The organism is Hymenobacter sp. (assembly GCF_036388155.1).
Taxonomy (GTDB): Bacteria; Bacteroidota; Bacteroidia; order Cytophagales; family Hymenobacteraceae; genus Hymenobacter.
On sequence record NZ_DASVSI010000157.1, the window covers coordinates 1 to 24648 of the forward strand.

23 protein-coding genes and 1 pseudogene are annotated in these 24648 nt (G+C 56.7%); 19 read left to right on the forward strand and 5 right to left on the reverse strand.

Features of this window, described 5'->3' with window-relative positions:
* The 3 genes from VF629_RS22485 to VF629_RS22495 form a co-directional block, all read left to right on the forward strand.
* Nucleotides 1-197 (forward strand): hypothetical protein (locus VF629_RS22485; protein ID WP_331060754.1); only part of this gene is annotated, 197 nt, incomplete at its 5' end.
* A gap of 295 nt (nucleotides 198-492) precedes the next feature.
* Nucleotides 493-3930, forward strand: a complete 3438-nt coding sequence (locus tag VF629_RS22490) for a methylmalonyl-CoA mutase family protein (protein WP_331060755.1) — start codon at nucleotides 493-495, stop codon at nucleotides 3928-3930.
* Between the two features lie 140 nt (nucleotides 3931-4070).
* Nucleotides 4071-5312 (forward strand): ImmA/IrrE family metallo-endopeptidase, encoded by a 1242-nt coding sequence (locus VF629_RS22495; protein ID WP_331060756.1) that lies wholly within the window; start codon nucleotides 4071-4073, stop codon nucleotides 5310-5312.
* Between the two features lie 250 nt (nucleotides 5313-5562).
* Here VF629_RS22495 and VF629_RS22500 read toward each other — a convergent pair whose 3' ends face one another.
* On the reverse strand, nucleotides 5563-5691 hold the full coding sequence (locus tag VF629_RS22500; protein ID WP_331060757.1) for a hypothetical protein: 129 nt from the start codon (nucleotides 5689-5691) through the stop codon (nucleotides 5563-5565).
* Nucleotides 5692-6109: 418 nt separating this feature from the next.
* Here VF629_RS22500 and VF629_RS22505 point away from each other — a divergent pair, with 418 nt between their 5' ends.
* Both VF629_RS22505 and VF629_RS22510 read left to right on the forward strand, forming a co-directional pair.
* The gene (locus tag VF629_RS22505; RefSeq protein WP_331060758.1) at nucleotides 6110-6448 is read left to right on the forward strand and encodes a type II toxin-antitoxin system RelE/ParE family toxin; all 339 of its coding nucleotides are present in this window, start codon (nucleotides 6110-6112) and stop codon (nucleotides 6446-6448) included.
* On the forward strand, nucleotides 6435-6737 hold the full coding sequence (locus VF629_RS22510; RefSeq protein WP_331060759.1) for a helix-turn-helix transcriptional regulator: 303 nt from the start codon (nucleotides 6435-6437) through the stop codon (nucleotides 6735-6737). The genes VF629_RS22505 and VF629_RS22510 overlap by 14 nt, the downstream gene beginning before the upstream one ends.
* 57 nt (nucleotides 6738-6794) lie before the next feature.
* Here the strand turns inward: VF629_RS22510 and VF629_RS22515 are convergent, their stop codons facing one another.
* A complete protein-coding gene (locus VF629_RS22515; protein ID WP_331060760.1) occupies nucleotides 6795-6992 on the reverse strand; it encodes a hypothetical protein in 198 nt (65 codons plus the stop codon).
* A gap of 575 nt (nucleotides 6993-7567) precedes the next feature.
* Here VF629_RS22515 and VF629_RS22520 point away from each other — a divergent pair.
* The 7 genes and pseudogenes from VF629_RS22520 to VF629_RS22550 form a co-directional block, all read left to right on the forward strand.
* Nucleotides 7568-7774 (forward strand): annotated as a pseudogene (locus tag VF629_RS22520) (M12 family metallopeptidase); the annotation flags it as partial.
* Between the two features lie 64 nt (nucleotides 7775-7838).
* Complete coding sequence (locus VF629_RS22525; protein WP_331060761.1) at nucleotides 7839-8135, forward strand: M12 family metallopeptidase; 297 nt, start codon at nucleotides 7839-7841, stop codon at nucleotides 8133-8135.
* Nucleotides 8136-8355: 220 nt separating this feature from the next.
* Nucleotides 8356-8790 carry a hypothetical protein gene (locus VF629_RS22530; RefSeq protein ID WP_331060762.1) on the forward strand — a complete coding sequence of 145 codons (435 nt, stop codon included), beginning with the start codon at nucleotides 8356-8358 and terminating at the stop codon, nucleotides 8788-8790.
* 168 nt (nucleotides 8791-8958) lie between these two features.
* Nucleotides 8959-9444, forward strand: coding sequence for a hypothetical protein (locus VF629_RS22535; protein ID WP_331060763.1), 486 nt, complete (start codon nucleotides 8959-8961; stop codon nucleotides 9442-9444).
* 270 nt (nucleotides 9445-9714) lie between these two features.
* Nucleotides 9715-10245 carry a hypothetical protein gene (locus VF629_RS22540; RefSeq protein WP_331060764.1) on the forward strand — a complete coding sequence of 177 codons (531 nt, stop codon included), beginning with the start codon at nucleotides 9715-9717 and terminating at the stop codon, nucleotides 10243-10245.
* A gap of 268 nt (nucleotides 10246-10513) precedes the next feature.
* Nucleotides 10514-11281, forward strand: coding sequence for a DUF1349 domain-containing protein (locus VF629_RS22545; RefSeq protein WP_331060765.1), 768 nt, complete (start codon nucleotides 10514-10516; stop codon nucleotides 11279-11281).
* A 413-nt stretch (nucleotides 11282-11694) separates the two neighbouring features.
* Nucleotides 11695-12273 carry a hypothetical protein gene (locus VF629_RS22550; RefSeq protein WP_331060766.1) on the forward strand — a complete coding sequence of 193 codons (579 nt, stop codon included), beginning with the start codon at nucleotides 11695-11697 and terminating at the stop codon, nucleotides 12271-12273.
* Between the two features lie 13 nt (nucleotides 12274-12286).
* Here the strand turns inward: VF629_RS22550 and VF629_RS22555 are convergent, their stop codons facing one another.
* The 3 genes from VF629_RS22555 to VF629_RS22565 form a co-directional block, all read right to left on the reverse strand.
* On the reverse strand, nucleotides 12287-13723 hold the full coding sequence (locus tag VF629_RS22555) for an efflux transporter outer membrane subunit (RefSeq protein ID WP_331060767.1): 1437 nt from the start codon (nucleotides 13721-13723) through the stop codon (nucleotides 12287-12289).
* Entirely contained in the window at nucleotides 13716-16907 is a 3192-nt protein-coding gene (locus tag VF629_RS22560; RefSeq protein WP_331060768.1) for an efflux RND transporter permease subunit, read from the reverse strand. The genes VF629_RS22555 and VF629_RS22560 overlap by 8 nt, the downstream gene beginning before the upstream one ends.
* A 180-nt stretch (nucleotides 16908-17087) precedes the next feature.
* Nucleotides 17088-18179, reverse strand: coding sequence for an efflux RND transporter periplasmic adaptor subunit (locus VF629_RS22565; RefSeq protein WP_331060769.1), 1092 nt, complete (start codon nucleotides 18177-18179; stop codon nucleotides 17088-17090).
* A gap of 650 nt (nucleotides 18180-18829) precedes the next feature.
* On the opposite strand from VF629_RS22565, the gene VF629_RS22570 reads away from it, so the two are divergent.
* The 7 genes from VF629_RS22570 to VF629_RS22600 all read left to right on the forward strand — a co-directional run bounded on the left by VF629_RS22570 (nucleotide 18830) and on the right by VF629_RS22600 (nucleotide 24600).
* Entirely contained in the window at nucleotides 18830-19699 is an 870-nt protein-coding gene (locus VF629_RS22570) for an aldo/keto reductase (protein WP_331060770.1), read from the forward strand.
* Between the two features lie 136 nt (nucleotides 19700-19835).
* Complete coding sequence (locus tag VF629_RS22575) at nucleotides 19836-20285, forward strand: nuclear transport factor 2 family protein (RefSeq protein WP_331060771.1); 450 nt, start codon at nucleotides 19836-19838, stop codon at nucleotides 20283-20285.
* Between the two features lie 160 nt (nucleotides 20286-20445).
* A complete protein-coding gene (locus VF629_RS22580; protein WP_331060772.1) occupies nucleotides 20446-21504 on the forward strand; it encodes an OmpA family protein in 1059 nt (352 codons plus the stop codon).
* A gap of 270 nt (nucleotides 21505-21774) precedes the next feature.
* Complete coding sequence (locus VF629_RS22585; protein ID WP_331060773.1) at nucleotides 21775-22593, forward strand: polysaccharide deacetylase family protein; 819 nt, start codon at nucleotides 21775-21777, stop codon at nucleotides 22591-22593.
* Between the two features lie 91 nt (nucleotides 22594-22684).
* A complete protein-coding gene (locus VF629_RS22590) occupies nucleotides 22685-23263 on the forward strand; it encodes a pseudouridine synthase (protein WP_331060774.1) in 579 nt (192 codons plus the stop codon).
* 336 nt (nucleotides 23264-23599) lie between these two features.
* Complete coding sequence (locus VF629_RS22595; protein ID WP_331060775.1) at nucleotides 23600-23734, forward strand: hypothetical protein; 135 nt, start codon at nucleotides 23600-23602, stop codon at nucleotides 23732-23734.
* 236 nt (nucleotides 23735-23970) lie between these two features.
* The gene (locus VF629_RS22600; RefSeq protein WP_331060776.1) at nucleotides 23971-24600 is read left to right on the forward strand and encodes an FKBP-type peptidyl-prolyl cis-trans isomerase; all 630 of its coding nucleotides are present in this window, start codon (nucleotides 23971-23973) and stop codon (nucleotides 24598-24600) included.
* The last annotated feature ends 48 nt before the right edge of the window (nucleotides 24601-24648 follow it).

The window sequence follows — 24648 nt, forward strand, 5'->3', positions numbered from 1 at the left end:
GTTTGCCCACTTTGTTGCTGTTGGAGAATGGCCACGATTTGCGCTTCGCTGAATCGACTCTTTTTCATAAGGGTGAATTGAAGGTGAGAAAATTACGCCTTTCTCTACTTTCAATTGGCCTACTTTCAGGGGAAGCTTACAAAGGCAGCAAACTGGCTGGGTCAGCCTGGACTTGCGGGCCTACAACATACACCTGAGCAAAGGCCAGACTATCGCGGCAGGCATCCAGTGGCTGCAGGGCGAAAAACTGGACCCCAAAAGTGGTGCACTCAGCGGGCCGGGCGCCTTTCCATCGATAGGCCACCGCGTGCTCGTGCGCGACAAGAGCGAGGCAGAGTGGCGGAGCCTCCCAGTTAATGTGAGCATGTACCTGGCCGTACAACAGCACGACTAACGGTCAAGCAACACTCCATAAAAAGCCCCGGCGCCAGCGCGCCGGGGCTTCTTTCGTACCTTTGCCCGGTCAAATTCCCACCCGCTACTCCCCTGCTCATGCAAGCTCCCGTTGCGCCCTATAAGCCTACTAACCACGTTCGCATTGTAACCGCCGCCGCGCTGTTCGACGGCCACGACGCGGCCATCAACATCATGCGCCGCATCATTCAGAGCAGCGGCGCGGAGGTTATTCACCTCGGGCACAACCGCTCGGTGCAGGAAATTGTGGATTGCGCCATTCAAGAGGATGCGCAGGCCATTGCCATCACCAGCTACCAGGGCGGGCACAATGAGTACTTCAAGTACATGCACGACCTGCTGAAGGAGCGTGGCGCGGGACACATCAAAATCTTTGGCGGCGGCGGCGGCGTGATTCTGCCCAGCGAGATTGAGGAGTTGATGGGCTACGGAATCACCCGCATCTACTCGCCGGATGACGGCCGGGCCATGGGTCTGCAAGGCATGATTAATGACCTGCTGGAGCATGCCGACTTTCCCACCGGCGCGAACCTGAATGGAGAAGCTAAGCACCTTATTGAAAAGGATGCACGCAGCATTGGACGCCTTATTTCAGCAGCAGAGAATTTCCCCGATGAGTTTCATCGGGTGAAGTCGCAGTTGTTAGTTGATAGTTATCAGTTGTCAGTTGTCAGCTCCGATACTACTCTAACAACTGACAACGAACAACCGACAACTAAAACCGCTCCTATTCTTGGCATCACGGGCACGGGTGGCGCGGGCAAGTCGTCGCTGGTGGATGAGCTGGTGCGGCGCTTTCTGATGGACTTCCCGGACAAGACCATTGCCATTATTTCCGTCGACCCCAGCAAGCGCAAGACCGGCGGGGCGCTGCTCGGCGACCGAATTCGGATGAATGCTATCAACTCGCCGCGGGTATACATGCGCAGCCTGGCTACGCGCCAGAGCAACTTGGCCCTCTCCCGCTACGTGCAGGACGCCGTGGACGTGGTGAAGGCCGCCAACTACGACCTGATTATCCTCGAAACCTCGGGTATCGGACAGTCCGATACCGAAATCATAGAGCATTCTGACGCCAGCCTGTATGTGATGACGCCCGAGTACGGCGCGGCCACCCAGCTGGAGAAAATCGACATGCTCGATTTCGCCGACGTCATTGCCCTCAATAAGTTTGACAAGCGCGGCGCCCTCGACGCCCTGCGCGACGTGCGCAAGCAATACCAGCGCAACCACGGCCTGTGGGACCAGCCCACGGACGAAATGCCGGTGTTCGGCACGATAGCATCGCAGTTCAACGACCCCGGCATGAATCGCCTCTACCGGGCCGTGCTGAAGATGCTGGAAACCAAAACCGGTGCTACGTTTGCCTCCAGCCTCGAAACCACGGTGGAGGATTCGGAAAAGATTTACATCATCCCGCCGCACCGCACGCGCTACCTCTCCGAGATTGCCGAAACCAACCGCGCCTATGACCTGCGGGTGCGCGAGCAGGCTAAGATTGCAGAAATAGCCGGCGCCTTTGCCAAGCTGGAAGAGCACTACCGCACCGAGAAAAAGGACGGCGACAGCACGGTGGAGGAGTTCAGCAAGAACAAGCAAACCCAGCTTCGCCGCCTCGACGCCGACAGCCAAGCCATTCTGGAAAACTGGGAAAACACCCTGCAGAACTACCGCAATCCGGAGTACGTGTACTCGGTGCGCGGCAAGGAAATCCGGGTGCAGACCCACAGCAAGTCGCTGTCGGGCAACATGATTCCGAAGGTGGCCACGCCGCGCTACACCGGCTGGGGCGACCGCCTGCGCTGGGCCATGCAGGAGAACTTCCCCGGCGAATTCCCCTACACGGCCGGCGTGTTCCCCTTCAAGCGCGAGGGCGAAGACCCGACGCGGATGTTTGCCGGCGAGGGCGGCCCGGAACGCACCAACCGCCGCTTCCACTACGTGAGCATGGGCCTGCCCGCCAAGCGCCTGAGCACGGCCTTTGACTCGGTGACGCTCTACGGCGAAAACCCCGACCTGCGGCCCGACATTTATGGCAAAATCGGCAACTCGGGCGTGAGCGTTGCCTGCCTCGACGATGCGAAGAAGCTGTACTCCGGCTTCAACCTGGCCAGCCCTACCACGTCGGTTTCGATGACCATCAACGGCCCGGCTGCCCATCTGGCTGCGTTTTTCATGAACGCCGCCATCGACCAGCAGTGCGAGTTGTACATCAAGGAAAACGGTCTGGAAGCAGAAGTTGACGCTAAAATCGACCAGATTTACGCGGAGAAAAACCTCACCCGGCCCCGCTACCAGGGCGAATTGCCGGACGGCAACGACGGCCTGGGCCTGCTGCTGCTCGGCGTGACCGGCGACCAGGTTTTGCCCGCCGACGTGTACGCCACCATCAAGGCGCGGACGCTGACGCAGGTGCGCGGCACCGTGCAGGCCGATATTCTGAAGGAAGACCAAGCCCAGAACACCTGCATTTTCAGCACCGAGTTTGCCCTGCGCCTGATGGGCGACGTGCAGGAATATTTCATCCAGCAGAAGGTTAGAAACTTCTACTCCGTATCCATCTCCGGCTACCACATTGCCGAGGCCGGCGCCAACCCGATTACGCAGCTGGCCCTGACGCTGAGCAACGGCTTCACGTTTGTGGAATATTACGTGAGCCGGGGCATGAGCGTGAACGATTTCGCGCCGAACCTGAGCTTCTTCTTCTCCAACGGCATCGACCCGGAGTACGCCGTGATTGGGCGGGTGGCGCGCCGCATCTGGGCCAAGGCCATGAAACTGAAGTACGGCGCCGATGCCCGCAGCCAGATGCTGAAGTACCACATCCAGACCTCGGGCCGCAGCCTGCACGCCCAGGAAATCGACTTCAACGACATCCGCACCACGTTGCAGGCGCTGTACGCCATCTACGACAACTGCAACTCGCTGCACACCAACGCCTACGACGAGGCCATCACCACGCCCACCGAGGAATCGGTGCGCCGGGCCATGGCCATTCAGCTCATCATCAACCGCGAGCTGGGGCTGGCCAAGAACGAAAACCCGCTGCAAGGCTCCTTCATCATCGAGGAGCTGACCGACCTGGTGGAAGAGGCCGTGCTGCTCGAATTCGACCGCATCACGGAGCGCGGCGGCGTGCTCGGGGCCATGGAAACCATGTACCAGCGCGGCAAAATCCAGGAGGAAAGCATGCACTACGAGATGCTGAAGCACACCGGCGAGTACCCCATCATCGGGGTAAATACCTTCCTCTCGTCGAAGGGCTCGCCCACGGTGGTGCCGGCCGAAGTCATCCGGGCCACGGAGGAGGAAAAGCAGTACCAAATCGACATGCTCACCCTGCTGCACCAGCGCAACGCCGAGCAGGCCCCGGCGCGTCTCAAGCAGCTCCAGCAAGTAGCAGTGGCCAACGGCAACCTCTTTGCCGAGCTGATGGAAACGGTGAAGTACTGCTCGCTCGGGCAGATTACGAATGCGCTGTTTGAGGTCGGCGGGCAGTACCGGCGCAATATGTAGGGGCTGCGTCTATATATTGATTGGATAAGCTTGTCCCATCTCAAGCAATAACGGTTTCATAAGCAGTGCAAGAACCTTTGTACTGCTTATGAAACCGTTATACATTTATTTCCTTTTACAAAGCTCTATTTCCATCGAAAATGAATACTGTTGCCAAGGGAGACGCTTTTGAGAAAAGGTCATTGAGCATCATCAAGAACATGATAGAGGCGAAGAGGATTGCTGTCATGGAAAATGCTTATAGCATACATGAAAAGAAACCATATTATTCTCATGATAGAAAAGGCAATATCATTTTCGATTTAACAATAGAAGTTAAGCCCCCTGAGGCAGACAGATTTTCTATCATATACATTATAGAATGCAAAGATTACAAAACCCCTGTATCAATAGATAAGCTGGAAGCATTCTGTAGCAAGATAGAACAGGTTGCGCCTCGCAACTCGAAGGCTATTTTTATTACATCAAGCCGATTTCAAAAATCGGCAAAAAATTATGCAGAATCAAAAGGTGTAATGCTGGTTGGTGTAGAGAATGACAATAGTTATAACATCATGCTTTACAAAATCCCAAAAACTGATGGCGGCATAAAATTTTTCAACAAAGACGAACATAAACTTAGCCAAGGAGAAGAGTATTTAGAAAAAGATATAGACACCACTCTTCTTGAAGGATTGAAAAGTATAAAGAATGTCCCTAACAATATTAGCCAACACTCTAAAGAAGACATAGAGTCAATCGCCAATGAAATTCTAGATGAAATTGATAGCAGCATACTGACAGAGGGAAATGATTTGTCAATTGAAAAGATGGCTAACTATGTAAACAAAGCTCTTAGATTAAAAGTGAAGAATACTACCCAACCAGATATACTAGGTTGCTTCAACCAGAAGGACGGTGTAATTCAAGTCAATCATAAACTAGCTGAAAGCAGACGCTACAAGTTCGTCTTAGCGCATGAGATAGGCCACTGCATCATCCATGACGGGGTTATCATAGAAAGCGAATTAGTGAACGTAATGCCTGATTCAGAATACAATTTTAAAACAAACCGCAATGAGCTACAGAATGATAAGAATTGGATAGAATGGCAAGCCAACTACTTTGCTGTTTGCCTCACTATGCCCAAGTATGTTTTCATAGCTAAGCTTCTCCATTTTCAACAGTTACTAAACCTTCGAGAAGGAAAAATCTATGTTGATGACCAGGCAGACAATGTTAAGGACTTTGTTAAAATCACAAATAAAATGTCCCAATATTTTCTACTATCTAAAACATGCATAATAAACAGGCTAAAGGAGTTGGATATGTTAGTTGACAACTCGCGAATGAAATCTATAGGTCACATTATGCACGAATATCAAAGCAAGTTCTTTTTTTAATTGAAATTTCCCCGACCTGTTAAACGCAGCACCAAGACACACAAAGCTTCAGCAGTGGCGTTGAGAGGCGCCAAGGGCACTGGGGCGGGCGCAGGGGCCCGCCGGGCGCGGCGCTAAGAGACTCCAAGCTTCGGTAACATCAGGGTGCATCAGTTTTCCCGGAATCTTTGCATCTTTGCGCAACTTCCGGCGGCTGGGCACAGTTACAGCCCAAGGCAGGAAGGACTTGCGTCCCTCCTGCTGGCTACGGTTAGTGATGCAGCAGCACGTAAGTGCCCGCTGCTAACACCAGCCACCGACCAAACTGCGTGAGCAGTTTAACCGGGAGCCTGACGACGATTACTACGTAATCACCGTCGCTGTTTGGTTTGTTCTCCATCGTCTTCAATGTAATGGGAGGGACAAATCACCCACTTCTCGAAGCCCGTGGTGCCAGCCACGGGCTTCGCTCGTTTCAGCCGAAGCCAAATTGAGCACCGTGGTTGGCGGGAGACTACCGCACAGTACAGCAAAGCTACTCCGCAACTACTGGAAACGGCAACGTCGGCGCCACCTTCGCGCAAGCTGGACGCAACTCCAAGACACACTAAGCTTCCTCAGCGGCTTCGAGAGGCGCTAAGGGCACTGGGGCCGGCGCAGGGGGCAGTTGGGCGCGGCGCTGAGAGCACTAAGCTTCGGCAGCGGCGGTGGGGATGGCTACCGTATCAGCATCGTCTTGAATCGTATCACATGAAGCCTTGAACCAACTGAAGTCAGCTCAAGTTGTCTGATTGGACTACTCCGCTTACCTTTGGCGTATGCCAAAAAAGCGTAGCCTGTTCTTCTTCAAAGACTACTTCCGCGACTTTTACAAAGCCCAAACCGACAAAGTCAAAAAGAAGATTTTGTGGACGCTCCGCGTAGTAGAGGACCTAGACCAGATTCCTGAAACTTACTTCAAGCACCTCACCGGCTCCGATGACTTATACGAAATCAGGGTGCAGGTGGGCAGCGACATTTTCCGCATCTTCTGCTTCTTTGATAAAGGCAACGTGGTGGTCATTGGCCACGGTTTTGCAAAAAAGTCGCAGAAAACGCCTAAGTCTGAGTTGGACCGGGCGCACAAAATCAAAGCTGAATATCATGAAAACCAATAAGAACCTTACTAGCCTCAGCGATTTCATCGACCAGGAGCACGGCCCCAAAGGAACAAAGCAACGCGAGGAGTTTGAAGCGGGCTACGAAGCATTTAAACTCGGAGCAATGCTACAGCAGGCCCGCCAGGCCAAAGGCCTCACGCAGGCCCAACTGGCTGAGTTGGCTGGCACCGACAAGTCGTATATCTCGAAGCTGGAAAAGGATTTGAAGGATGTGCGGCTATCTACTTTACAGCGCATCATTGCAGAAGGCTTGGGCGGTCATCTGGAGTTTTCTATCAAATTTTAGTTTCTCTAGCGCATTTCCAAGTCCCCCCGCTTCGGCAGCAGCAGTGGGCGCGGGGTATTAGGCAGCTTTCTTGGCTGGTCCTAGGTGGACTACCCGCGCGTGGCGGGGCAGCGGCGCGGCGGGCACGGCCAATTCATAGGGCCGGTTGAAAGCTTCTTGTGACACTTGGAAGTAGCCGTGAGGCGGAGCGTGCCGGAGGCGCATCGGGGCTTCCAGCATTTCCAGCAAGTGGCCGTGGTTTTGACGGATGTGCAATGAGTTGGCTCTCCCCCAACTTCAGGGCTGGCCATTGCCTTAGGCCTGCATCACGGCACGTTGCCATTGAGCTTCCTCGCAATTAATGGGTGACATCATCACAGAACTTTAGATGTGCACGGTCTTCTTCCGTATTGATGAATTTTTTACAATGCATAAGTATAAAAATACTAAAACTCGCAATTAAATACCTATAAAAATGAAATTATTATCGGTTATTTGAGAATTACTAATATACTTGCCTCATACCAAAGGGTTAATATTTCACCAACTAATCTTCATTGGACCTATGAGCAAGCGTCGTACATCCCTTCTCCCGCTGTCGGCAGGCATCAGCACATTTTCCTCATTGACGGGTTGCAGCAAAGACTAGGAGTCGGCAGTGCCGCAAGTGGTGGCTAGCAGCCAAGACGCCAAGGTGGAACTGGCCTACCCCAACGAAACTGGCCAGAGCCAGACCGGTAAGTTAGGCAGCGAGGCCATTGAGTACCGCAAAATCAACGGCGATAACGTGTACGAAGGCGACATTTTGCTCACCGACGCGCAAGTAGCCACCGGCGGTCCCCACACCGAGAGTGCCGGCCGCACTTCGGGCAAGTGGCCTTCCGCCGTCGTGTACTACACCATCGACCCGGCCCTGCCCAACCAAGCGCGCGTCACCGACGCCATTGCCCAATTGGCAGGCCAACACGGCTATCCGATTCGTAAAGCGCACGACTCAGGCCAACTACGTGACCTTCCGGGTCGGCTCGGGCTGCTCGTCGAATATCGGCATGATAGGCGGCCGCCAGTACATGAACCTGGCCTCGGGCTGCACCACCGGCAACAACATTCACGAAATCGGCCATGCCCTGCCTGGGCCTTTTCCGCGAGCAAACTCGCAACGACCGCGACACCTACGTGAATATCCTGACGCAGAACATTCAATCGGGCTACGAAAACAACTTCGTGCGGTATTCCACCTCGGGCTACAGCGGGGCCGATTTCGGCGCCCTCGATTTCGGCTCCATCATGATGTACGGCTCGTTTTCCTTCTCTTCAAACGGCCAGCCCACCATCACCAAGAAAGATGGCTCCACCTTCAACATTCAGCGCAGCGGCCTTTCTACCGGCGACAAGAGTGGCATTGACATCATGTACTAACCGTAGCGTTTGAACTTCGCGCCGGGAATGCTTTGCGCATACTGTTCATGAACCTTGGTGAAAGACTTTCTCGGGTTTGTCTTGGCAACATTCACGCTTCGCTAAACGACAGGGCACCCACACCGGGTGCCCTGTTTTGTTTGTTGGGGCGGCTGGGACGGGCCGCCACGCAGCGGCAGTCTGAAGTTTCTGCGATAGAACCCCTTGTAATTATTACCTCATGGTAAACATTGCCATTCTACTTAGCCTGCTGCTCTTCTATATTTTGCCGGGGGTGTTTGCACTGCGGTTTTTGTTTCTGTTACTGTCAGCCAAAAACTCAGCAACAAGGCGCAAAGCCGCCGTTGGCTTCGTTGCGCTGGCAGCTTTACTAATCTTCTTTGTTTTTAGGAAACAGCAACTCGATAAGGACCGGGAGCAGGACAAACTGGGTACTTACTACCTCACCCACTATCCCAACTGTCGACCTTGTGAGTTAGAGTTGCGAGAAAATAACACTTTCGTGGTGCGACAGTACAACGCCATTCGGGCAACCGGCCGCTGGCGCTTCGAAAGCGGCCAAGACTATTGGATTACTTACCTAAATGAACACGACCAGTTGGGAAGCGGGAAATATCAGTATACAGAGTACCGCTTGAAGCATGGGCGGCGCTAGTCCCGCGCACGCGGGCCCACCGGGCGTGGCTCCCAGTCACTCTAAACTTCGATAGCGGTAGGGACGCAGGCGCGTTTTTGCTCGCAGCGCACGCGAACCAATGGCCACTAACCCCAGCAGTTGAGTAAAATAGGTAAACTTGTGGCTTCGTTATCAACAACCTGACGCATGAAGCAGCTATTCACCGCCATTAGAATGCAACACATAGGCTGGGGGCTTGCCCTGCTTCCTTTGCTGGCCGGATGCGACGCGCTGCTTGGCAAGGAGGTAGCCCGACTGCCCATCAATGAGCTTAGCACGACCGGGCACGAAGTGGTAAAGGAGGCGACGGTGCAGCTGCAAAAAGACGACAAAGTCGCGCTGTGGTCGGATATGGACCTGGCTTACGAAGGCGACTCTCCGGTCCGGTTTCGAGTCCAGGTGATAAAGGATGGAGCCCCGTTCAAAGAACTGCAGATTGACCCAACGGAGAAAAACGTCACCATTGGCGAGGTAAAAACGAATGTCAACGGAAGCGTGAATTGGAGCTTTAGTGGCAAGAATGCCGAATTGGTGGTCCCAGCCGCGGGAAGCTACACCTTTAAAGCCATGCTGGTGGCGTCGGCGAATCCGTCTTTGCGCGTGACCAAAGCGGAGCTGGTACTCAAAAAATGATTCCTAATGTCCACCCCGGCTTGGTTTCGACTATGTTGCGAGCGGGGTATGAACGCGCGCGGCGCTATGGCATGGCCAGATTCGGCGGCGAGCGAGAGAGCTATTGTATCAGTATCTTCTTGAATCGCATCAGGACACGGGCACCCTCTTCGCCAAGCCGGTGAAAAAGGGAAAACATTGCACGTACAGGCAGATTACGAATGCGCCATTTGATGTCGGTGGGCAGTACTGGCGGAAAATGTGAATTTAAACTTGGTTATACCCTGCACTATGGAGCGAGAAGAAATACTGGTCCGCTTTGCTGACTTGCGCCGATTGGCAAGCTCAATCCCAGACTTTGTGGCCGATAAGTTGGGGGGTGATGGTAGACCGACTTTCCAAGCAGCTATTGAAGATGACTTCGGAATGGTGGGACTCGATACCGAAAGCCTGTTACTTGAGTTCGGTGAAACCTATCGGGTTGACCTGACCCGGTTCGATTTCACGGGCTGCATCAGCCCCGAACCTCTTGGTAATCCATTAATTGTGGTGCTGATACCGCCCTACGTGGCACTGTTTGCATTGGCTTGGGTGACAAATGCAGTAGCGGCTTTGTGCCACGCGCCATTCAGTTTGTCAAAAGCTCGACTTATGTTAAAAGCCGGGATTGGCGACCCAGCAACTATTGCGAGAGAACTGCTTTTTCCGCCGTTGCGGCCCCGACCCGCCGCTCAAATTCTGACGGTAGGCGACTTGGTGGCTTCCGCAGCTACAGGATACTTTGTAAAGCGTGAAAAGGTGCGTTTTGTGTTAGCCCACTAGGTCCTGCACATTGCCCTGGCCGGGCTACTATCCCTCCGGCAGCCTGCCTACCCCACTTCAGGGTGCAAATGTTGTGCGTAACGGGGCACCGCACACGTGGGTGAGCCGGGAGCGGCTCCAGAACACGCTACGATTCGGCACCGAGCACACGGGGGTGCGGTTCCAACAACTACTCTGTTTACGTGCATTGAATGCACCGTTGGGCCTAATGCGGTAAACCTGCTTACGTTTGCCTGATTCCTAACCAGCCTTTTCCGTCTTAGCAGCTATGAAAAACGTCATTCCGTTGTTGTCGGCAATCCTTGGCACCCTCCTCCTGGAGAGCTGCACGGAAAACAAAGCACCCGCAGCCGCCACGGATACTGCCGCATCCCCTGGCGCGATGGCGGCTGAGGATACCGCCCGCGTAAGTGGCCGGCCCTGCGACATCAAGCTAGCGGGCATCCACTTCACCAAGGCCGTGAATGGGGCCGATACCCTAACCACCACCGATGCGCAAGGCGGGATGGATTTTCGGGTGGGTGCGAAGAAGGACTTTTTCTGCGACCCGAATGACAATAAGCTGTCGAACAACACGGCCCCTATCCTACTGGCCCAGGTCGATAATTCCAAGCCATTCACGCTGGTGGCCAAGGTGACGCCCGGCTTCACAGCAAAAGGCACGTACAACGCCGGCGTTCTGTATCTGTACGTGAATGACCGGCGCTGGCAAAAGCACTGCTTCGAGCAGGACGAGCGCGGCAACCACCGCATTGTATCGGTGCGCACCGTGGGCACGTCCGATGACAACAACCACGACGTAGTGACCGGCCCCACGGCGTACATGAAAATCTCCTCGGACACCCGCACGGTGGCCAGCTACTATTCGCTCGACCAGAAAACCTGGCAGTTGGTACGCCTCTACAAAAACGACTACCCCGCCACGCTATGGGCCGGCGTGAGCGCACAATGCCCCGTCGACACGGGAACCACTAGCCGTTTCGAAGGCATCAGCCTGACGCAAAACAGCGTGAAGGATTTCCGGATGGGCAATTAGCAAACCGCCCCTTAGCCTGTCATCGAACCGGCGTTTTTCCACTTACGGATAGCAGGGGTTCGTGCTTGAGTGACGCCGCCTGCGCTGGCATACTGCCGCTGCTGGGTGACCCTTCCCGGTTCCAAAGTGGCGTTTAGATGCTCATACGTGGCGCTAGAACATGTTAACTATCCGTGCATCGCTGAGTTTAGGCTTGAACAATTTTTCGGGATGAAATGGGTTTGAAAAACCCGCCTGCTGCGCCGTTCACTACCTATATGAATCTCCTCAAAAACTTTCTCCTGCTCTGTTTGCTAACAGGCTTTGTTGCCTGCAGTCGCGACTCGGCTCAGCAGGTGCAGCTAGAGGGTCAGACCACTGAAAATGGGCATCAGTATTCGGTGTTTCATCGCCGAAACCTTTCTGTTCGGGTAATGACTAGCCGTCCGGTTGCGGCCAATAATAATTACCAATTGAGTGTGGCCGCGGCGTATACCGACTTGGACACCGACCAGCCCTTGGACTTACTGGTGTGCAATGGCCGCATGCTGCAACCCGCTGCCAAAGTGGGCTTTCTAGATGGCGTGTTGACCATTACCGGTGATAGTTGCTTCATCAGCCAAATTCCCAAAGGACAGTCTCCGCCCAGCACAGAACTAGAGAACGTTCGCAAACAGAAAGGCACACTGCTCTTGCAGGAATTGCTGGTTTTTCAGGGCCAGAACCTACGTCCGGCGGGTGGCAGCGTGTTTCAGCGCCGCGCCCTGGTTGAACTTGCCGACCACCGGTTTGCGGTGATTGAAAGCGTGGCCGATAATCTCACCATGCAGCAGTTTGCCGACGACCTGATTGAATTGGGCGCGCGCAATGCCTTGTACCTAGACATGGGCGACTGGGACGAAGGCTGGTACAAAACTGGCAGTCAAGTTGTCAAGCTGGGCAACCGGCGCACGGAAACAGCCCGGCAGTCGAACTGGCTGGTGTTTGCGCGGCAAGCCAGCTCAACCGAGTAATACGCCTTTCCGCTTAATTCCAGCCGCCACCCAGGGCCCGGTACACATTCACGGTGGCGTTGAGCTGCTGCATCTTGGTTTCGGTTAAGTCGAATCTCGACTCGAGGGCGTCGCGTTGGGTGAACAGGACTTCCGTGTAGTCGGCCCGCACGGAGCGGAAAAGGCTGTTGGAAATGCGCACCGACTGGGTGAGTGCCTGCACTTCCTTCACCTTGGCCTCGTAGCTCTTTTCTAGGTTGTCAATGTTGGAAAGCTGATTGGCCACTTCGATGTAGGCATTGAGTACGGTACGCTCGTAGTTGTACACGGCTTGGAGCTGGGCGGCGTTAGCGCTGGCATACAGCGCCTTGATGATATTGCGGTTTATCACCGGGGCAGCCAAGTCGTCAGCCAGCGAAGCCAGCATGGACTCCGGCGATTTCAGCAACAAGCCCGGCTTGAACGCCTCCATGCCAATGCCGGCCGCAATGCCCAGCGACGGATAGAAATTGGCCCGCGCCACCTGCACGTCGAGCTTGGCGGCCGTCAGTTGCTGTTCGGCCTGCCGAATGTCGGGCCGGTTGCTCAGCAGCTGTGCCGGCAGGCCGGCCTGCATGGCCTGCGGCACCAGCGCGTTGAACGATTCGTCGTTGCGGACCACGGGCTGCGGATACCGGCCCACCAAAAAGTTGATGTGGTTTTCCGTTTCGGTGATGCGCTGCTGAATGCTGTATTGCAGGGCCGTGGTGTGTTGAATCTGCGCCTCAAACCGCTTCACGGCCAGTTCCGTCAGGCGGGCAGCCTCCTTCTCCTGCCGGGCCACCGACAGCGCGTTGCTCTGTATGCCAATGTTTTGCTGCACGATGGCCAGCTGCGTATCGAGGGCCAACAGCTCGTAATACGAGGTCGCTACTTCGGCAATCAGGTTGGTCACCATGAAGTTTTTGCCTTCCACCGACGCTAAGTAGCGGTTTATGGCCGACTTGCGGGCATTCCGCAGCTTGTGCCAGATGTCGACTTCCCAGTTGGCAAACGCCCCCACCTGCACATTGCCCAGGGGGTCGGGGTTGCGCTTTTCCTCCTGAATGCGGATGGCTTCTTCCGTGGCGCCCTGCAGCGTGTAGCGGCCCGGGCGCTCCAGCTCGGTCCGCAGGCCCAGCCGCACCGAGGGCAGGTAGGCGCCGGTCCGGGCCTGGATTTCGTTGCGGGCAATGGCAATTTCCTGCGTGGTGATGTTCAGCTCCTGGTTGTGCTGCAGGGCCGTGTCAATCAGGGCGGCCAGGTTGGGGTCGGTAAAAAACTGCCGCCACTTTACGCGGGCGGTGTTAGTGCTGTCGGTGGTGGCGGTGCCGTAGCTGGCGGGCACGTTGCGGCTGGCGGTTTTTTGCACCAGCGCCGGGGTGGCGCAGCCCGCCACCGCCAACATCAAGCTAGCGGCGGTTAGGCCTTTATAAATTCGTTGCTTAAGCATAAGGCTCGGTTTCTTCAATTAACACGCGAGGCTCAACGCCTTCGAATACGGGGGACTCGTTTTCGTCCCGAATCAGTTTGTTGTCGCCGGCTAGGGTGCCGAAGAAGTAGTACAAGCCGGGGATGATAATCACCCCGAACACGGTGCCGAAAAGCATGCCGCCCAGGGCCGAGCTGCCAATGGTGCGGTTGCCAATGGCGCCCGCGCCGGTGGCCACCACCAGCGGAATGAGGCCGGCGATGAACGCGAACGACGTCATCAGAATGGGACGGAAACGCACCCGGGCACCTTCAATGGCCGCGTCGCGAACGGACATACCTTCCTCGTGTTTCAGGGCTGCGAATTCCACAATCAGTATCGCGTTTTTACCCAGCAGCCCGACCAGCATCACGAGGCTAACCTGCGCATAAATGTCATTGGCCAAGCCAAACATTTTGATGAACAGAAACGACCCGAAAACGCCCGCTACCAGCGAGAAAATAACGGCCAGCGGCAGCAGGAAGCTTTCGTACTGCGCGGCCAGCACCAAGTACACGAACAGCAGTACAATGGCGAAAATGATGACGGATTCATTGCCGCGCGACACTTCGTCTTTCGACAGGCCGCCCCAGTCGATGCCGTAGCCGTGGGGCAGGTCCTGAGCCACTTCCTGCACCGCCTTGATGGCCTCGCCCGAGCTAAAGCCCGGCGCGGCCCCGCCCCGAATGGAGCCGGTGGTGTACATGTTGTAGCGGTTAATTTCGTTGGCGCCCTGCGTCTTCACGATTTTCATGAAGGCCGAGAATGGCACCATTTCGCCCTTGTCGTTCTTGGCCCACATGTTCAGGATGTCCTCGGGCAGCTTGCGGTATTCGGGCGACGCCTGCACAAACACCTTGAAGAAGCGCTGGTACTTGATGAAGCCCAGCTCGTAGGTCGAGCCCACCAAGATGCTCAGCGTGTTCATGGCATTGCCAATGCTCACGCCCTTCTGCATGGCCAGCTCGTTGTCAATCTTGAGTTCGTACTGCGGGTAGTTGGCCGAGAAGAAGGTGAACACACCGGTCAGCTCCTTGCGCTTTTTCAGCTTGGCAATAAATTCGTTGTTCACCTTTTCCAAGGCCTTGTAGTCGCCAGAGTTGGTCTTGTCGAGCAGCTGCAGCTGAAAACCGCCCGCGGCCCCGTAGCCAGGCACGGCCGGCGGCTCAAAGAATTCGATGGTAGCGCCGGGAATCTCGTGGGCCTTCTTTTCCAGCTGCGCCACAATTTCAGCAATGGACTCTTTGCGCTCCGACCAGGGCTTCAAGTCAATCAGACAGGTACCGGCGTTGGAGCCGCGGCCTTCGGTGAGTACCTCGTAGCCGGCCAGGGTGGAAATGTTGGCGATGCCGGGCACGTCCTTGGCCAAGTCGCGCAGGTGCTGCGACACGGCGTTGGTTTGCTCCAGCGTGGTGCCGGGCGGCGTTTGCACAATGGCGTAAATCAGGCCCTGGTCTTCACTGGGGATAAAGCCGGCCGGCAACCGGGCCGTGATGGCCCAAATGCCCAGCCCGAAGGCCAGCAGCATGGCAAAGGTGATAAGCCGGTTGGCTACAATGCGCTCTAGCAGGCCGGTGTAGGCGTTGGTCAGCCGGTCAAAGCCCCGGTTGAACCAGTCGAAGAAGCGCTGCATGGGCGTTTTCTTCTTCGGTTGGCCGTGGTTGTTTTTCAGAATCATGGCGCAGAGCACCGGCGTCAGCGTGAGGGCCACAAGGCCCGAAATCACAATGGCCGTGGCCATGGTAATGGAGAACTGCCGGTAAAAAATACCCACTGGGCCGCTCATGAACGACACGGGGATGAACACGGCCGTCATCATGATGGTGATGGCGATGATGGCGCCGCTGATTTCGCCCACCACCTTGCGCACGGCGTTGTAGGGCGACAAATGCTCTTCCTCCATTTTGGCGTGCACGGCCTCAATCACCACAATGGCGTTGTCGACCACGATGCCAATGGAGAGCACCAGCGCAAAGAGCGTAATCATGTTGATGGTGAGCCCAAATGCCTGCATGGCTATGAACGAGCCCACCAACGACACCGGCACCGCAATGGCCGGAATCAGCGTGGAGCGCCAGTCGCCGAGGAACAGGGATACCACCAGGGCCACCAGAATGAAGGCGTCACGCAGGGTGTGAATCACGTTTTCAATCGAGGCGTCGAGGAAGTTCGACACGTCGTAGGTGATTTTGTAGTCCATGCCGGGCGGGAAGCTGGTTTTCTTCAGCTCTTCCAGCTTGGCCTTCACTTCCTTGATTACATCCGAGGCATTCGAGCCGTAGGTCTGCTTCAGCACGATAGCTGCTGAGGGGTACTGGTTCAGGTTGGAGTAGATGTCGTAGTACTCCGAGCCCAGCTCCACGTTGGCCACGTCTTTCAAGTGCAAGCTTTCGCCGTTGGCGTTGGCCTTCAGAATCACGTTCTTGTACTGCTCCACGTCGTTGAAGCGGCCCTGGTAGCTCAGCACGTATTCCAAGGACTGCGCCTGCTTGCCGTCGGAGCGGCCAATGCGGCCCGGCGAGCCAATGACGCTCTGCTCGTCCAGCGCCTTCATCACGTCATCGACCGAGATGTTGTAGGCCCGCATGCGGTCGGGTTTCAGCCACACGCGCATGGCGTACTGCCGGCTGCCGAGGATGCTGGCCCGGCCAATGCCGCCCAGGCGCTGCAGCTCGGGCAGCATGTTCACGCCGGCGAAGTTGAACAGGTACTTCATGTCCGTGTTCTTGTCTTTCGAATACAAGTTCACGTACATCAGCATGTTAGGCACCACGCGGTTTACCACCACGCCCTCGCGCTGCACCAGCAGCGGCAGGCGGTTGAGCACCTGCGCAATGCGGGTGTTCACGTTCACCACGGCCTGGTCGGGGTTGGTGCCCAGGTTGAAGACAATCTGGATGTTGGCTTCGCCAGCGCTCACGGCGTCGGAGGTCATGTATTTCATGCCCGGCACCCCGTTCACGGCCTGCTCCAGCGGAATCAGCACCGACTCGGTGAGCACCTTGGCGCTGGCCCCGGGGTACGAGGCGCTGACCATCACCAGCGGCGGCGAAATCTCGGGGAACTGCGAGGTGGGCAGCTGGAAGATGGCCAGCCCGCCCATGAGCAGGATGACGACCGAAATAACAATGGCAAATACTGGCCTGCGAATGAATTTACTAAACATATTCTGGCTGGTTATTTATTAGGAAAGGCCGATTTAAAGCCAATGGGCCGTCTGAAAACAGACCGTCATGCCGAGCGCAGCCGAGGCATCTCGCGTGCAGCACTAACCCAATCGACACAACGAAGCGAGCGAGATGCCTCGGCTGCGCTCGGCATGACGGTCTGTTTGGAGCTTGAGTCCTTACTCGCTGTACACTTTCAGATGCGAGATGACGGCCTGTGGGGCCTTGAAATCGTAGCTCACTTTGTCGCCGTCCTTCACCTTGCGCAGGCCTTCGAGCAAAATTCGGTCGTCGGCCGTGATGCCGGATTTGATGACGTACAGGTCGGGCATTTCCGAGGCGATGCCTACCTCCTGCTGGTGCACCACGTTCTTCTTGTCGACCACGAAAACGTACTTCTTCTCCAGCACTTCAAACGTGGCCTTCTGCGGTATCAGCAGGGCGTGCTTGAGCGGCACGGTCATCAGAATGTTGCCGGTTTCGCCGTTGCGGAGCAAGCCCTTGGGGTTGGGGAAAGTCGCCCGAAAGGCAATGTTGCCGGTTTCGTTGTTGAAATCCGCCTCAATGGTTTTGACCACGCCGGGGTACTGAAACACTTCGTTGTTGGCCAGCTTTAGCTGCACCTGGGTGGCGTTGTCGGCCGACTGCGCGTGGCTTTTATAGGCCAGGTATTCGGCTTCCGGCACGTTGAAATACACCCACATCTGGCTGTTGTCGGAGAGCGTGGTCAGCAGGTCGCCTTCGTCCACCAAGCTGCCCAATCGGGCCTGGAAATGGTCCATTATGCCATTAAAGGGCGCTTTGATGGACGTAAACTGCAAATGGGTTTGGGCGGTGGCCACCTCGGCTTGTGCCTTGTCGAATTTGGCGCGGGCCAGCGCCAGTTCGTTTTCCGAGACGATGTTGCTGTCGGCCAGGCTCTTCGTATTCCGGTACTCCATCCCGACGTAGTTGGCTTCGGCCTGCGACTTGCGCAAGTCGGCCTGATAGAGCAGGGGCTGAATTTGAAACATGGCCTGCCCCTTCTTCACGGCTTGGCCTTCGTCGACAAATATCTTTTGGAGGTAGCCCCGCTCCTGCGCCCGCACCTCGATGTGCTGCAGGGCATGGATTTGCGCGACGTACTCCTTGGTGATGGTGGTGTCCTTCACCAAGGCACTGGTGGCCAGCAGCTTGATTTGCGCTTCTTTTTCTTCTTGGTGCTTCGAGCAGCCGCTGGCGCAACACAGGAAGCATAAGCTCATGGGCATGAGCATCACCATTTTTTTCATAAAAAACGACGTTCGATGATAGGCGCTGGGCAACGCCTTGAGGAATTGAATCGGGGAATGGTGCTTCGCACGGACCGAAGCTGGTGGCACGGCCGTAGGCCGCTTTAGTAGGCTAGGCCGTTGTTCGGTTTAGTGGCGTTTCGAGGCGCCAACAACTCGCGTGGGCAGTCCGCGAAACCTAGTGCGGACACGCACTTGCCGGGCGGGTGGACTGACGTGTTCTGGTTGAGCTAGGCTCCGGCCGGAACGCGTCATTGGACAAGAGCAAAAGGGGCAGCGCCATGCTGTAGCTGGGTGGGCAACTTCAGGAAAAACGCAGGTGCCCGTCGGCTGGCCTTGCGTCGTAACTGGCACAAAACACGGGACGCCGCCATGAACAGTTTATGAAGCTAGCGAACAAATAAATTCAGCTAATCTTCATGATTTCAAGGTTTTTCACGCCCGCATTCGTCTAGTTACTCGCCTCTTTCATCGTCCGCCTCAAGCCTATTCAATGGGTCTCTTTCCGTCACGCCTGGCGCCACACGCGTAGCCGAATAAGACCATCGCCGAGCCCGGAAATAAGATGGCGCTTTTGGTAAAAGATGAACTGCTACTGGGCACTACTTTGAGAGCCGCCGATTTTCAATTTTCACACCCATTTCCCTTCCATGACCATCACCATTGCTCCAAATTCAGCCCATCCGCTCACGGTTTCGCGCCTGGGCTACGGCACCATGCGCCTCACCGGCCCCGACATTTGGGGCGAGCCGGCCAACCGCGCAGAGGCGCTCGAAATCCTGAAAACTGCGGTGGCTAGCGGCGTCAACTTCATCGACACCGCCGACTACTACGGCGAAGACGTGACCAATCGCCTCATCGCGGAGGCCCTACACCCCTACCCAGCCGACCTCGTCATTTGCACCAAAGTGGGCGCCACGCGCCGGCCCGACAAAAGCTGGGTGCCCTTCAACACGCCCGAAAACCTGCGCGCCAGCATCGACAACAACCTGCGCACCCTGAAGCAAGAACAGATTCAGCTGGTGCACTTGCGGCTGATGGGCCATGGCCCAGTGCCGCTGGAAGAGCAGCTCGGTGCCATGTTTGCGATGCAGCAAGCGGGTAAAATCCTGCACGTGGGCCTGAGCAACGTGACGCGGGCCGAGTTAGAAACCGGCCTGCAGCTGGGCCCCATTGCCACTGTGGAGAACATGTACAGCTACGCCCAGCGCACCACCGTGCAGCTGCCCCACGGTGCCAACCCCGGCGGCGAAGAAGTGCTCGATTTGTGCGAGCAGCACGGCATCCCGCTCATCCCCTTCTTTTCGCTGGTCCACGGCTTGCCCAAAGCGGGCAACAAGTTGGCCGAAGTAGCCCGGAAGCACGGCGTGACCGAAGCCCAGCTCAACATTGCCTGGCTGCTGCACAGGTCGCCCATGCTGCTGCCTATCCCGGGCACCTCGCAACTGGCGCACCTGCAGGAAAATTTGAAGGCGGCAGCAATCCAGCTGAGTGCCGAGGATATGGCTTTTTTGGGCTAGCCATTTAAGTTAAATCTTGGAATGGGTCTGCCCCGCTGCCGTGAAAAAAGCAGCGGGACAGACCCATGATTTTTGTATATTGATACTACAATTAATGAAGCAACTGTAGGATTGATTCACCCCACTTCACACCGCCATGCGACTCAGCTTTTGCCTGCTATTGTTGGTTTCAATTATCGGCTTAGAGCGTCCCGCCTGGGGGCAAGCAGCCGTCATAGCTGAAATTACGAAACTGGAAAACATGGAGCGCGAAGCCGTACTCAAACACGATACCGTGGCCCTACAGCGACTCTGGTCCAAGGATTTTGTGGTGAATAATCCACAGAATATGGTCTCCACTTACGCGCAAGTCATGAAGCGGCTTCGCACCGGGAAAATAGATTACACTTCGTTTGACCGCACCATCGAAAAGATTAGCGTGACCGGGGACGTGGCCGTCACAATGGGACAAGAAGTGCTGAAACCGGAAAACCTCACCGATAACACGGGCAAAACCGTAACTCGACGCTTCACCAACGTCTGGCTCCGCACCGGCGGAACCTGGCAGGCCATAGCGCGGCAAGCCACCGTTATTTCTGTCAAGTAGCGGGGCCGTTGCGTCCGGTATTGATGATTAGTAAGGCAACCTAAATGGATTCCATCGGTCCTGCTTCATTCCATTGGCATAGACTGAATGTGGCTAGCTGACCTTTTCTAAAGTTAGCCCGACCAATTTCGCGGAAGCAAAACGCGCGTATTTTCGCTGGATGAAACGCAGCATTTGGTATGGCATCGGCGCCTTGCTGCTTGCAGGGCCGGTGCAGGCACAATCCCTGGCGGGCGTCTGGCAGGGCGTAGAAACCGAAACCGGCGAAGAAGGCTACTGGCCGACCGAGATTCGCTTGCAGGGGGGGAAAGGTTCCAGCCTGTTTGGGGTACAGTACCAGGAAGTGGGGTTCAACCCGGGCATTTCGGTCACGTTTCAAATCAAGGCCACCCGCACCGCCACCGGCCTGCAACTGGAGCACGGCCCCAAGCTGGATGAAACCGGCAGCACCCGCGGCAGCTACTGGTGCGACGGCGCCATTACCTTCACCTACGACGCCGCCCTCGAAAAGCTGACCGGCCGGGCCACCTACCGCCCCAAGGGCACCTGCGACATGGGCGTGTTCACGCTCTACCGCATCAAGTTAAAATCGCCGGGCAAGGTGGCCGCCGGGGTCGAAAGCACCTTGCGGGTCTCGGGCCGCAACGTGCTCTGGTACGCCGACGCCGAGCTGAAGCAGCCCGTGGCCGTGGGCAACACCTACCGCACCAAACTCAGCAAAACCACCACCTTTTACCTCAAGCAAGGCTACTACCCCACCGCCCAAAGCTCCGTGGTGCCCATAACCGTTCAGGTCACGGGCACGCCGCCCAAAGTTGCGCCGCCCAAGCCCGCGCCCCCGGCGCCCACGGCGCGCCCCGACACGGCACGCCCGGCCCCCATTGTGTCGGCCAAGCCGGTGGTGCTGCCCACGGTGCTCTTCCGCGTGGGCACGCCGGAGCTGCTGCCCGAATCGAGCCCGGCCCTCGACCAGCTGGTGGCCGAGCTGAAGTCCCGCCCCGCGCTGAAAATCCGCGTAGCCGGCCACGCCGACCGCGTGGGCGAACCCGACAAAAACCAGGTGCTGTCCGAACAGCGGGCCGAAGCCGTGAAGGCCTACCTGGTGAAAGGCGGCATTGCCGCCGAGCGCATCAGTACCATCGGCTACGGCGATGCCCGCCCACTGCACGTTTCGCCCGACGCCCGCAACCGACGCGTCGAAGTGGAAGAAATGAAGTGACGGAAACATGCCGTTCCACCGGATTCGGAAGGCAATGGCGCATATTTGTGGGGCTTCTTAGCTCGTGGTTTTGGGGTCCGGGCACGGGTATGTAGCGCGGACTTTGTAGTCCGCGTCCCCGCACCGTTCAAGTCGTCCGGGTGTCCGCCGGGGACGCGGACTACAGAGTCCGCGCTACTGTTTAGTTCGTATTAAACCGCCGTAGTCCGCCGTATCAATCATGCCCGGGTCCCGGCCCACTCCTTCTGCTATTTGCAATTCCTTCTCCACATGCGCTTACGCTTCACCGTGGCCGTCGCCGCCACTTTCGGCTTGTTCGCTCAATCCCAGGCTGCCGCCCAAACGCCCACACCCTGGAACAGCAAGCAATGCGCCGTGGTGCTGACCTACGACGACGCCATCGACATTGACCTCGACATCGTAATTCCGGCGCTGGATTCCGTGAAGATGCGCGGCACGTTTTACCTCATTGGCTCGTCGCCGGTAGTGGCACGCCGAATGCCTGAATGGCGCCAGGCCGCCAAGCGCGGCCACGAGCTCGGCAACCACGCCCTGTTTCACCCCTGCGACGGCAGCCTGCCGGGCCGCGGCTTCGTGACGCCCGACAACGACCTGAGCAAGTACACCGTGAGCCGGGCCGTGAGTGAGGTGCGCGCCACCAACACCCTGCTACACGCCATCGACGGCAAAACCGCCCGCACTTTCGCCTATCCCTGCGGCGACCTCACCATTGGCAATGTGGCTTTCTACGACCAACTCAGGACCGATTTTGTGGCGGCACGCGGCGTTACGCCCGGCCTGCAAACGCCCGCCGAAATCAACCTGGACAACGTCGACAGCTACTCCATCAACGGGCAGTCGGGCGCCTACATGATAGACTTGGTCAAAAAAGCCCAACAGTCGCACACGCTGCTGGTGTTTCTGTTTCACGGCGTGGGCGGCGGGCACCCGCTAAATGTGGACTTGCCGGCGCACCGGCAGCTGCTCCGCTACCTCAAAGCCCACGAGCAAGACGTGTGGGTGGCACCAATGGCCGAAGTTGCCGCCAGGATTAAAACCCAGCAGCAAGCGGCCGCTCCCAGGAAATAGCGGCGTTCCAACTGCCCCATAAATCTGCTGCTGTGGGCCACAAGCCGCAGCTTTCTAGCGACGCGGCTAACTACCGCTATTTTTGCCGCATATGCCGCACCGCCATTTTCTAATTCACAAACCCTACGGCTACTTAAGTCAGTTTGTGGGCGAAGCCAAAAAGAAAAAGCTGGGCGAATTTTTCGACTTCCCGGAAGGCATCATGGCCATTGGTCGGCTCGATGAGGACAGCGAGGGCCTGCTCCTGCTCACCACCGACGGGCGCATGAGCGAGCTGGTTCGCAGCCGCAAGATTGAGAAGGAATACTACGCCCAAGTCGATGGGCTGATTGACGACGCGGCCCTCGCGCAGCTGCAGGCCGGGGTTGAAATCGGGATTCACAGCGTGAAATACCAGACCAGCCCCTGCGTGGCCCGCCGGCTCGACTTGGCACCGGCATTTGCCCCGCGCACCCGCAAAATCCGCGACGACCGGCACGGCCCCACCAGCTGGGTGTCCATCACGCTCACCGAAGGCAAGTACCGCCAAATCCGGAAAATGACCGCCGCAGTCGGCTTTCCCACGCTGCGCCTGGTGCGCGTGCGGGTGGGTGGCCTGCGGTTGGGCGAAATGCCGGCCGGCGCGGTGGTAGAAGTAGCCGATTTTGGCATCGGCGTGGACCAGCCCTAGCTATTTTAGGCAGAAAGCCGCTCTTGGGCTATTTCAGGTTGAACATAGCCTTCTGCTACGTCCTGCTGAGCGCAGCCGAAGCATCTCTACTGCGAGCGTAATTCATTTACTACTGCAACAGAGATGCTTCGACAAGCGGACGCCAGATGAGCAGGACGAACCACTAGCGGCGAAAATTTTCTACACGGCCCCAGTATTGAATATCCTACAGAGGCCGCATTTCAGCACAAAGCAAAGGTTAACCCAAGGTTAATATATGCTGCATGCATAACATTTTCTCGAACCTTTCGTATATTTGTACTTGAAATTAGCCTATAGCCCTTTTCGCGCATTATCATGAAAAAGACCACCGCATTTTCGTTTTCCTCGCTGCTGCTGTTGGGCAGCGTGGGCTACCTGGCTGCCAAACTGGCGGACCTGGACCTGACGTTCTTCTTCGACGGCGACGACGACCAGCACCACTACTGCTAGGTTCGTTTTTGCGGCTCAGCCGTCCTTCTTGGTAGTTTTTGTCGCAAAAAGCCCGGCCACTTGGCCGGGCTTTTTTGTTGAAGCTTCGGTCATTGCGGCCGACTGTTCAGGTTCGGCCCGGCTTTTGGAACTTTGCTTCGGCAACGGCGTACCTCGTTGAACTGTTTTTTCACTGGCTGTTGGTGGCGGCTTAGGCAAGCAACGGCCGCCGCAGCCTCCATTTCCTTCCCGGTTTTATGAACCTCGATTCCCACCAAGCTCAGGTGAGCTACATCATCGGCCGAGACCTGGCCCGCAACTTCGCCCAGCAAGGCCTCGACCTTGATGTGGACACCCTGGCCGGCGCCCTCAAAGAAGGCCTCCAGGGCCTGCCCAGCCGCCTCACGCAAGAGCAAATGCAGGCCGCCATGCAACAGCTGCAAGAGCAAATGGGCGGCGCCGACGAAGACGACAACCAAAACCCCAACTCCGTGAACAACAACAAAGCCGAAGGCGAAGCCTTCCTCGCCCAAAACGCCAACAAGCCCGGCGTGAAAACCCTGCCCAGCGGCCTGCAGTACGAAGTGCTGACCGAAGGCACCGGCAAAAAGCCGACTCCCGGCTCGTCGGTGACCACGCACTACCACGGCACCCTCATCAACGGCACGGTGTTCGACAGCAGCTACCAGCGCGGCCAGCCCGCCACGTTCGGCGTGAACCAGGTAATTGCCGGCTGGACAGAGGCCCTGCAGCTCATGAACGAAGGCTCGAAGTACCGCCTCTACATCCCCTCCGACCTGGCCTATGGCAAGCGGGGCGCCGGCCGCGACATCCCCGGCGACACGGCGTTGATTTTCGACGTGGAGCTGCTGAAAGTAAACAACTAAGGCAGCGTGGCAGAAGACTTTTCCCATTCTGCCACCCGCACGGCCGCC

Coding starts and splice junctions, on each gene's coding strand:
- VF629_RS22500 (WP_331060757.1), bottom strand. CDS start 5,691: ATGGAGAACAAACCAAACAGCGACGGTGATTACGTAGTAATCGTCGTC.
- VF629_RS22530 (WP_331060762.1), top strand. CDS start 8,356: ATGGTAAACATTGCCATTCTACTTAGCCTGCTGCTCTTCTATATTTTG.
- VF629_RS22505 (WP_331060758.1), top strand. CDS start 6,110: ATGCCAAAAAAGCGTAGCCTGTTCTTCTTCAAAGACTACTTCCGCGAC.
- VF629_RS22590 (WP_331060774.1), top strand. CDS start 22,685: ATGCCGCACCGCCATTTTCTAATTCACAAACCCTACGGCTACTTAAGT.
- VF629_RS22510 (WP_331060759.1), top strand. CDS start 6,435: ATGAAAACCAATAAGAACCTTACTAGCCTCAGCGATTTCATCGACCAG.
- VF629_RS22550 (WP_331060766.1), top strand. CDS start 11,695: ATGACTAGCCGTCCGGTTGCGGCCAATAATAATTACCAATTGAGTGTG.
- VF629_RS22545 (WP_331060765.1), top strand. CDS start 10,514: ATGAAAAACGTCATTCCGTTGTTGTCGGCAATCCTTGGCACCCTCCTC.
- VF629_RS22570 (WP_331060770.1), top strand. CDS start 18,830: ATGACCATCACCATTGCTCCAAATTCAGCCCATCCGCTCACGGTTTCG.
- VF629_RS22575 (WP_331060771.1), top strand. CDS start 19,836: ATGCGACTCAGCTTTTGCCTGCTATTGTTGGTTTCAATTATCGGCTTA.
- VF629_RS22495 (WP_331060756.1), top strand. CDS start 4,071: ATGAATACTGTTGCCAAGGGAGACGCTTTTGAGAAAAGGTCATTGAGC.
- VF629_RS22525 (WP_331060761.1), top strand. CDS start 7,839: ATGCCCTGCCTGGGCCTTTTCCGCGAGCAAACTCGCAACGACCGCGAC.
- VF629_RS22555 (WP_331060767.1), bottom strand. CDS start 13,723: ATGCTTAAGCAACGAATTTATAAAGGCCTAACCGCCGCTAGCTTGATG.
- VF629_RS22540 (WP_331060764.1), top strand. CDS start 9,715: ATGGAGCGAGAAGAAATACTGGTCCGCTTTGCTGACTTGCGCCGATTG.
- VF629_RS22580 (WP_331060772.1), top strand. CDS start 20,446: ATGAAACGCAGCATTTGGTATGGCATCGGCGCCTTGCTGCTTGCAGGG.
- VF629_RS22600 (WP_331060776.1), top strand. CDS start 23,971: ATGAACCTCGATTCCCACCAAGCTCAGGTGAGCTACATCATCGGCCGA.
- VF629_RS22565 (WP_331060769.1), bottom strand. CDS start 18,179: ATGAAAAAAATGGTGATGCTCATGCCCATGAGCTTATGCTTCCTGTGT.
- VF629_RS22560 (WP_331060768.1), bottom strand. CDS start 16,907: ATGTTTAGTAAATTCATTCGCAGGCCAGTATTTGCCATTGTTATTTCG.
- VF629_RS22535 (WP_331060763.1), top strand. CDS start 8,959: ATGAAGCAGCTATTCACCGCCATTAGAATGCAACACATAGGCTGGGGG.
- VF629_RS22585 (WP_331060773.1), top strand. CDS start 21,775: ATGCGCTTACGCTTCACCGTGGCCGTCGCCGCCACTTTCGGCTTGTTC.
- VF629_RS22490 (WP_331060755.1), top strand. CDS start 493: ATGCAAGCTCCCGTTGCGCCCTATAAGCCTACTAACCACGTTCGCATT.
- VF629_RS22595 (WP_331060775.1), top strand. CDS start 23,600: ATGAAAAAGACCACCGCATTTTCGTTTTCCTCGCTGCTGCTGTTGGGC.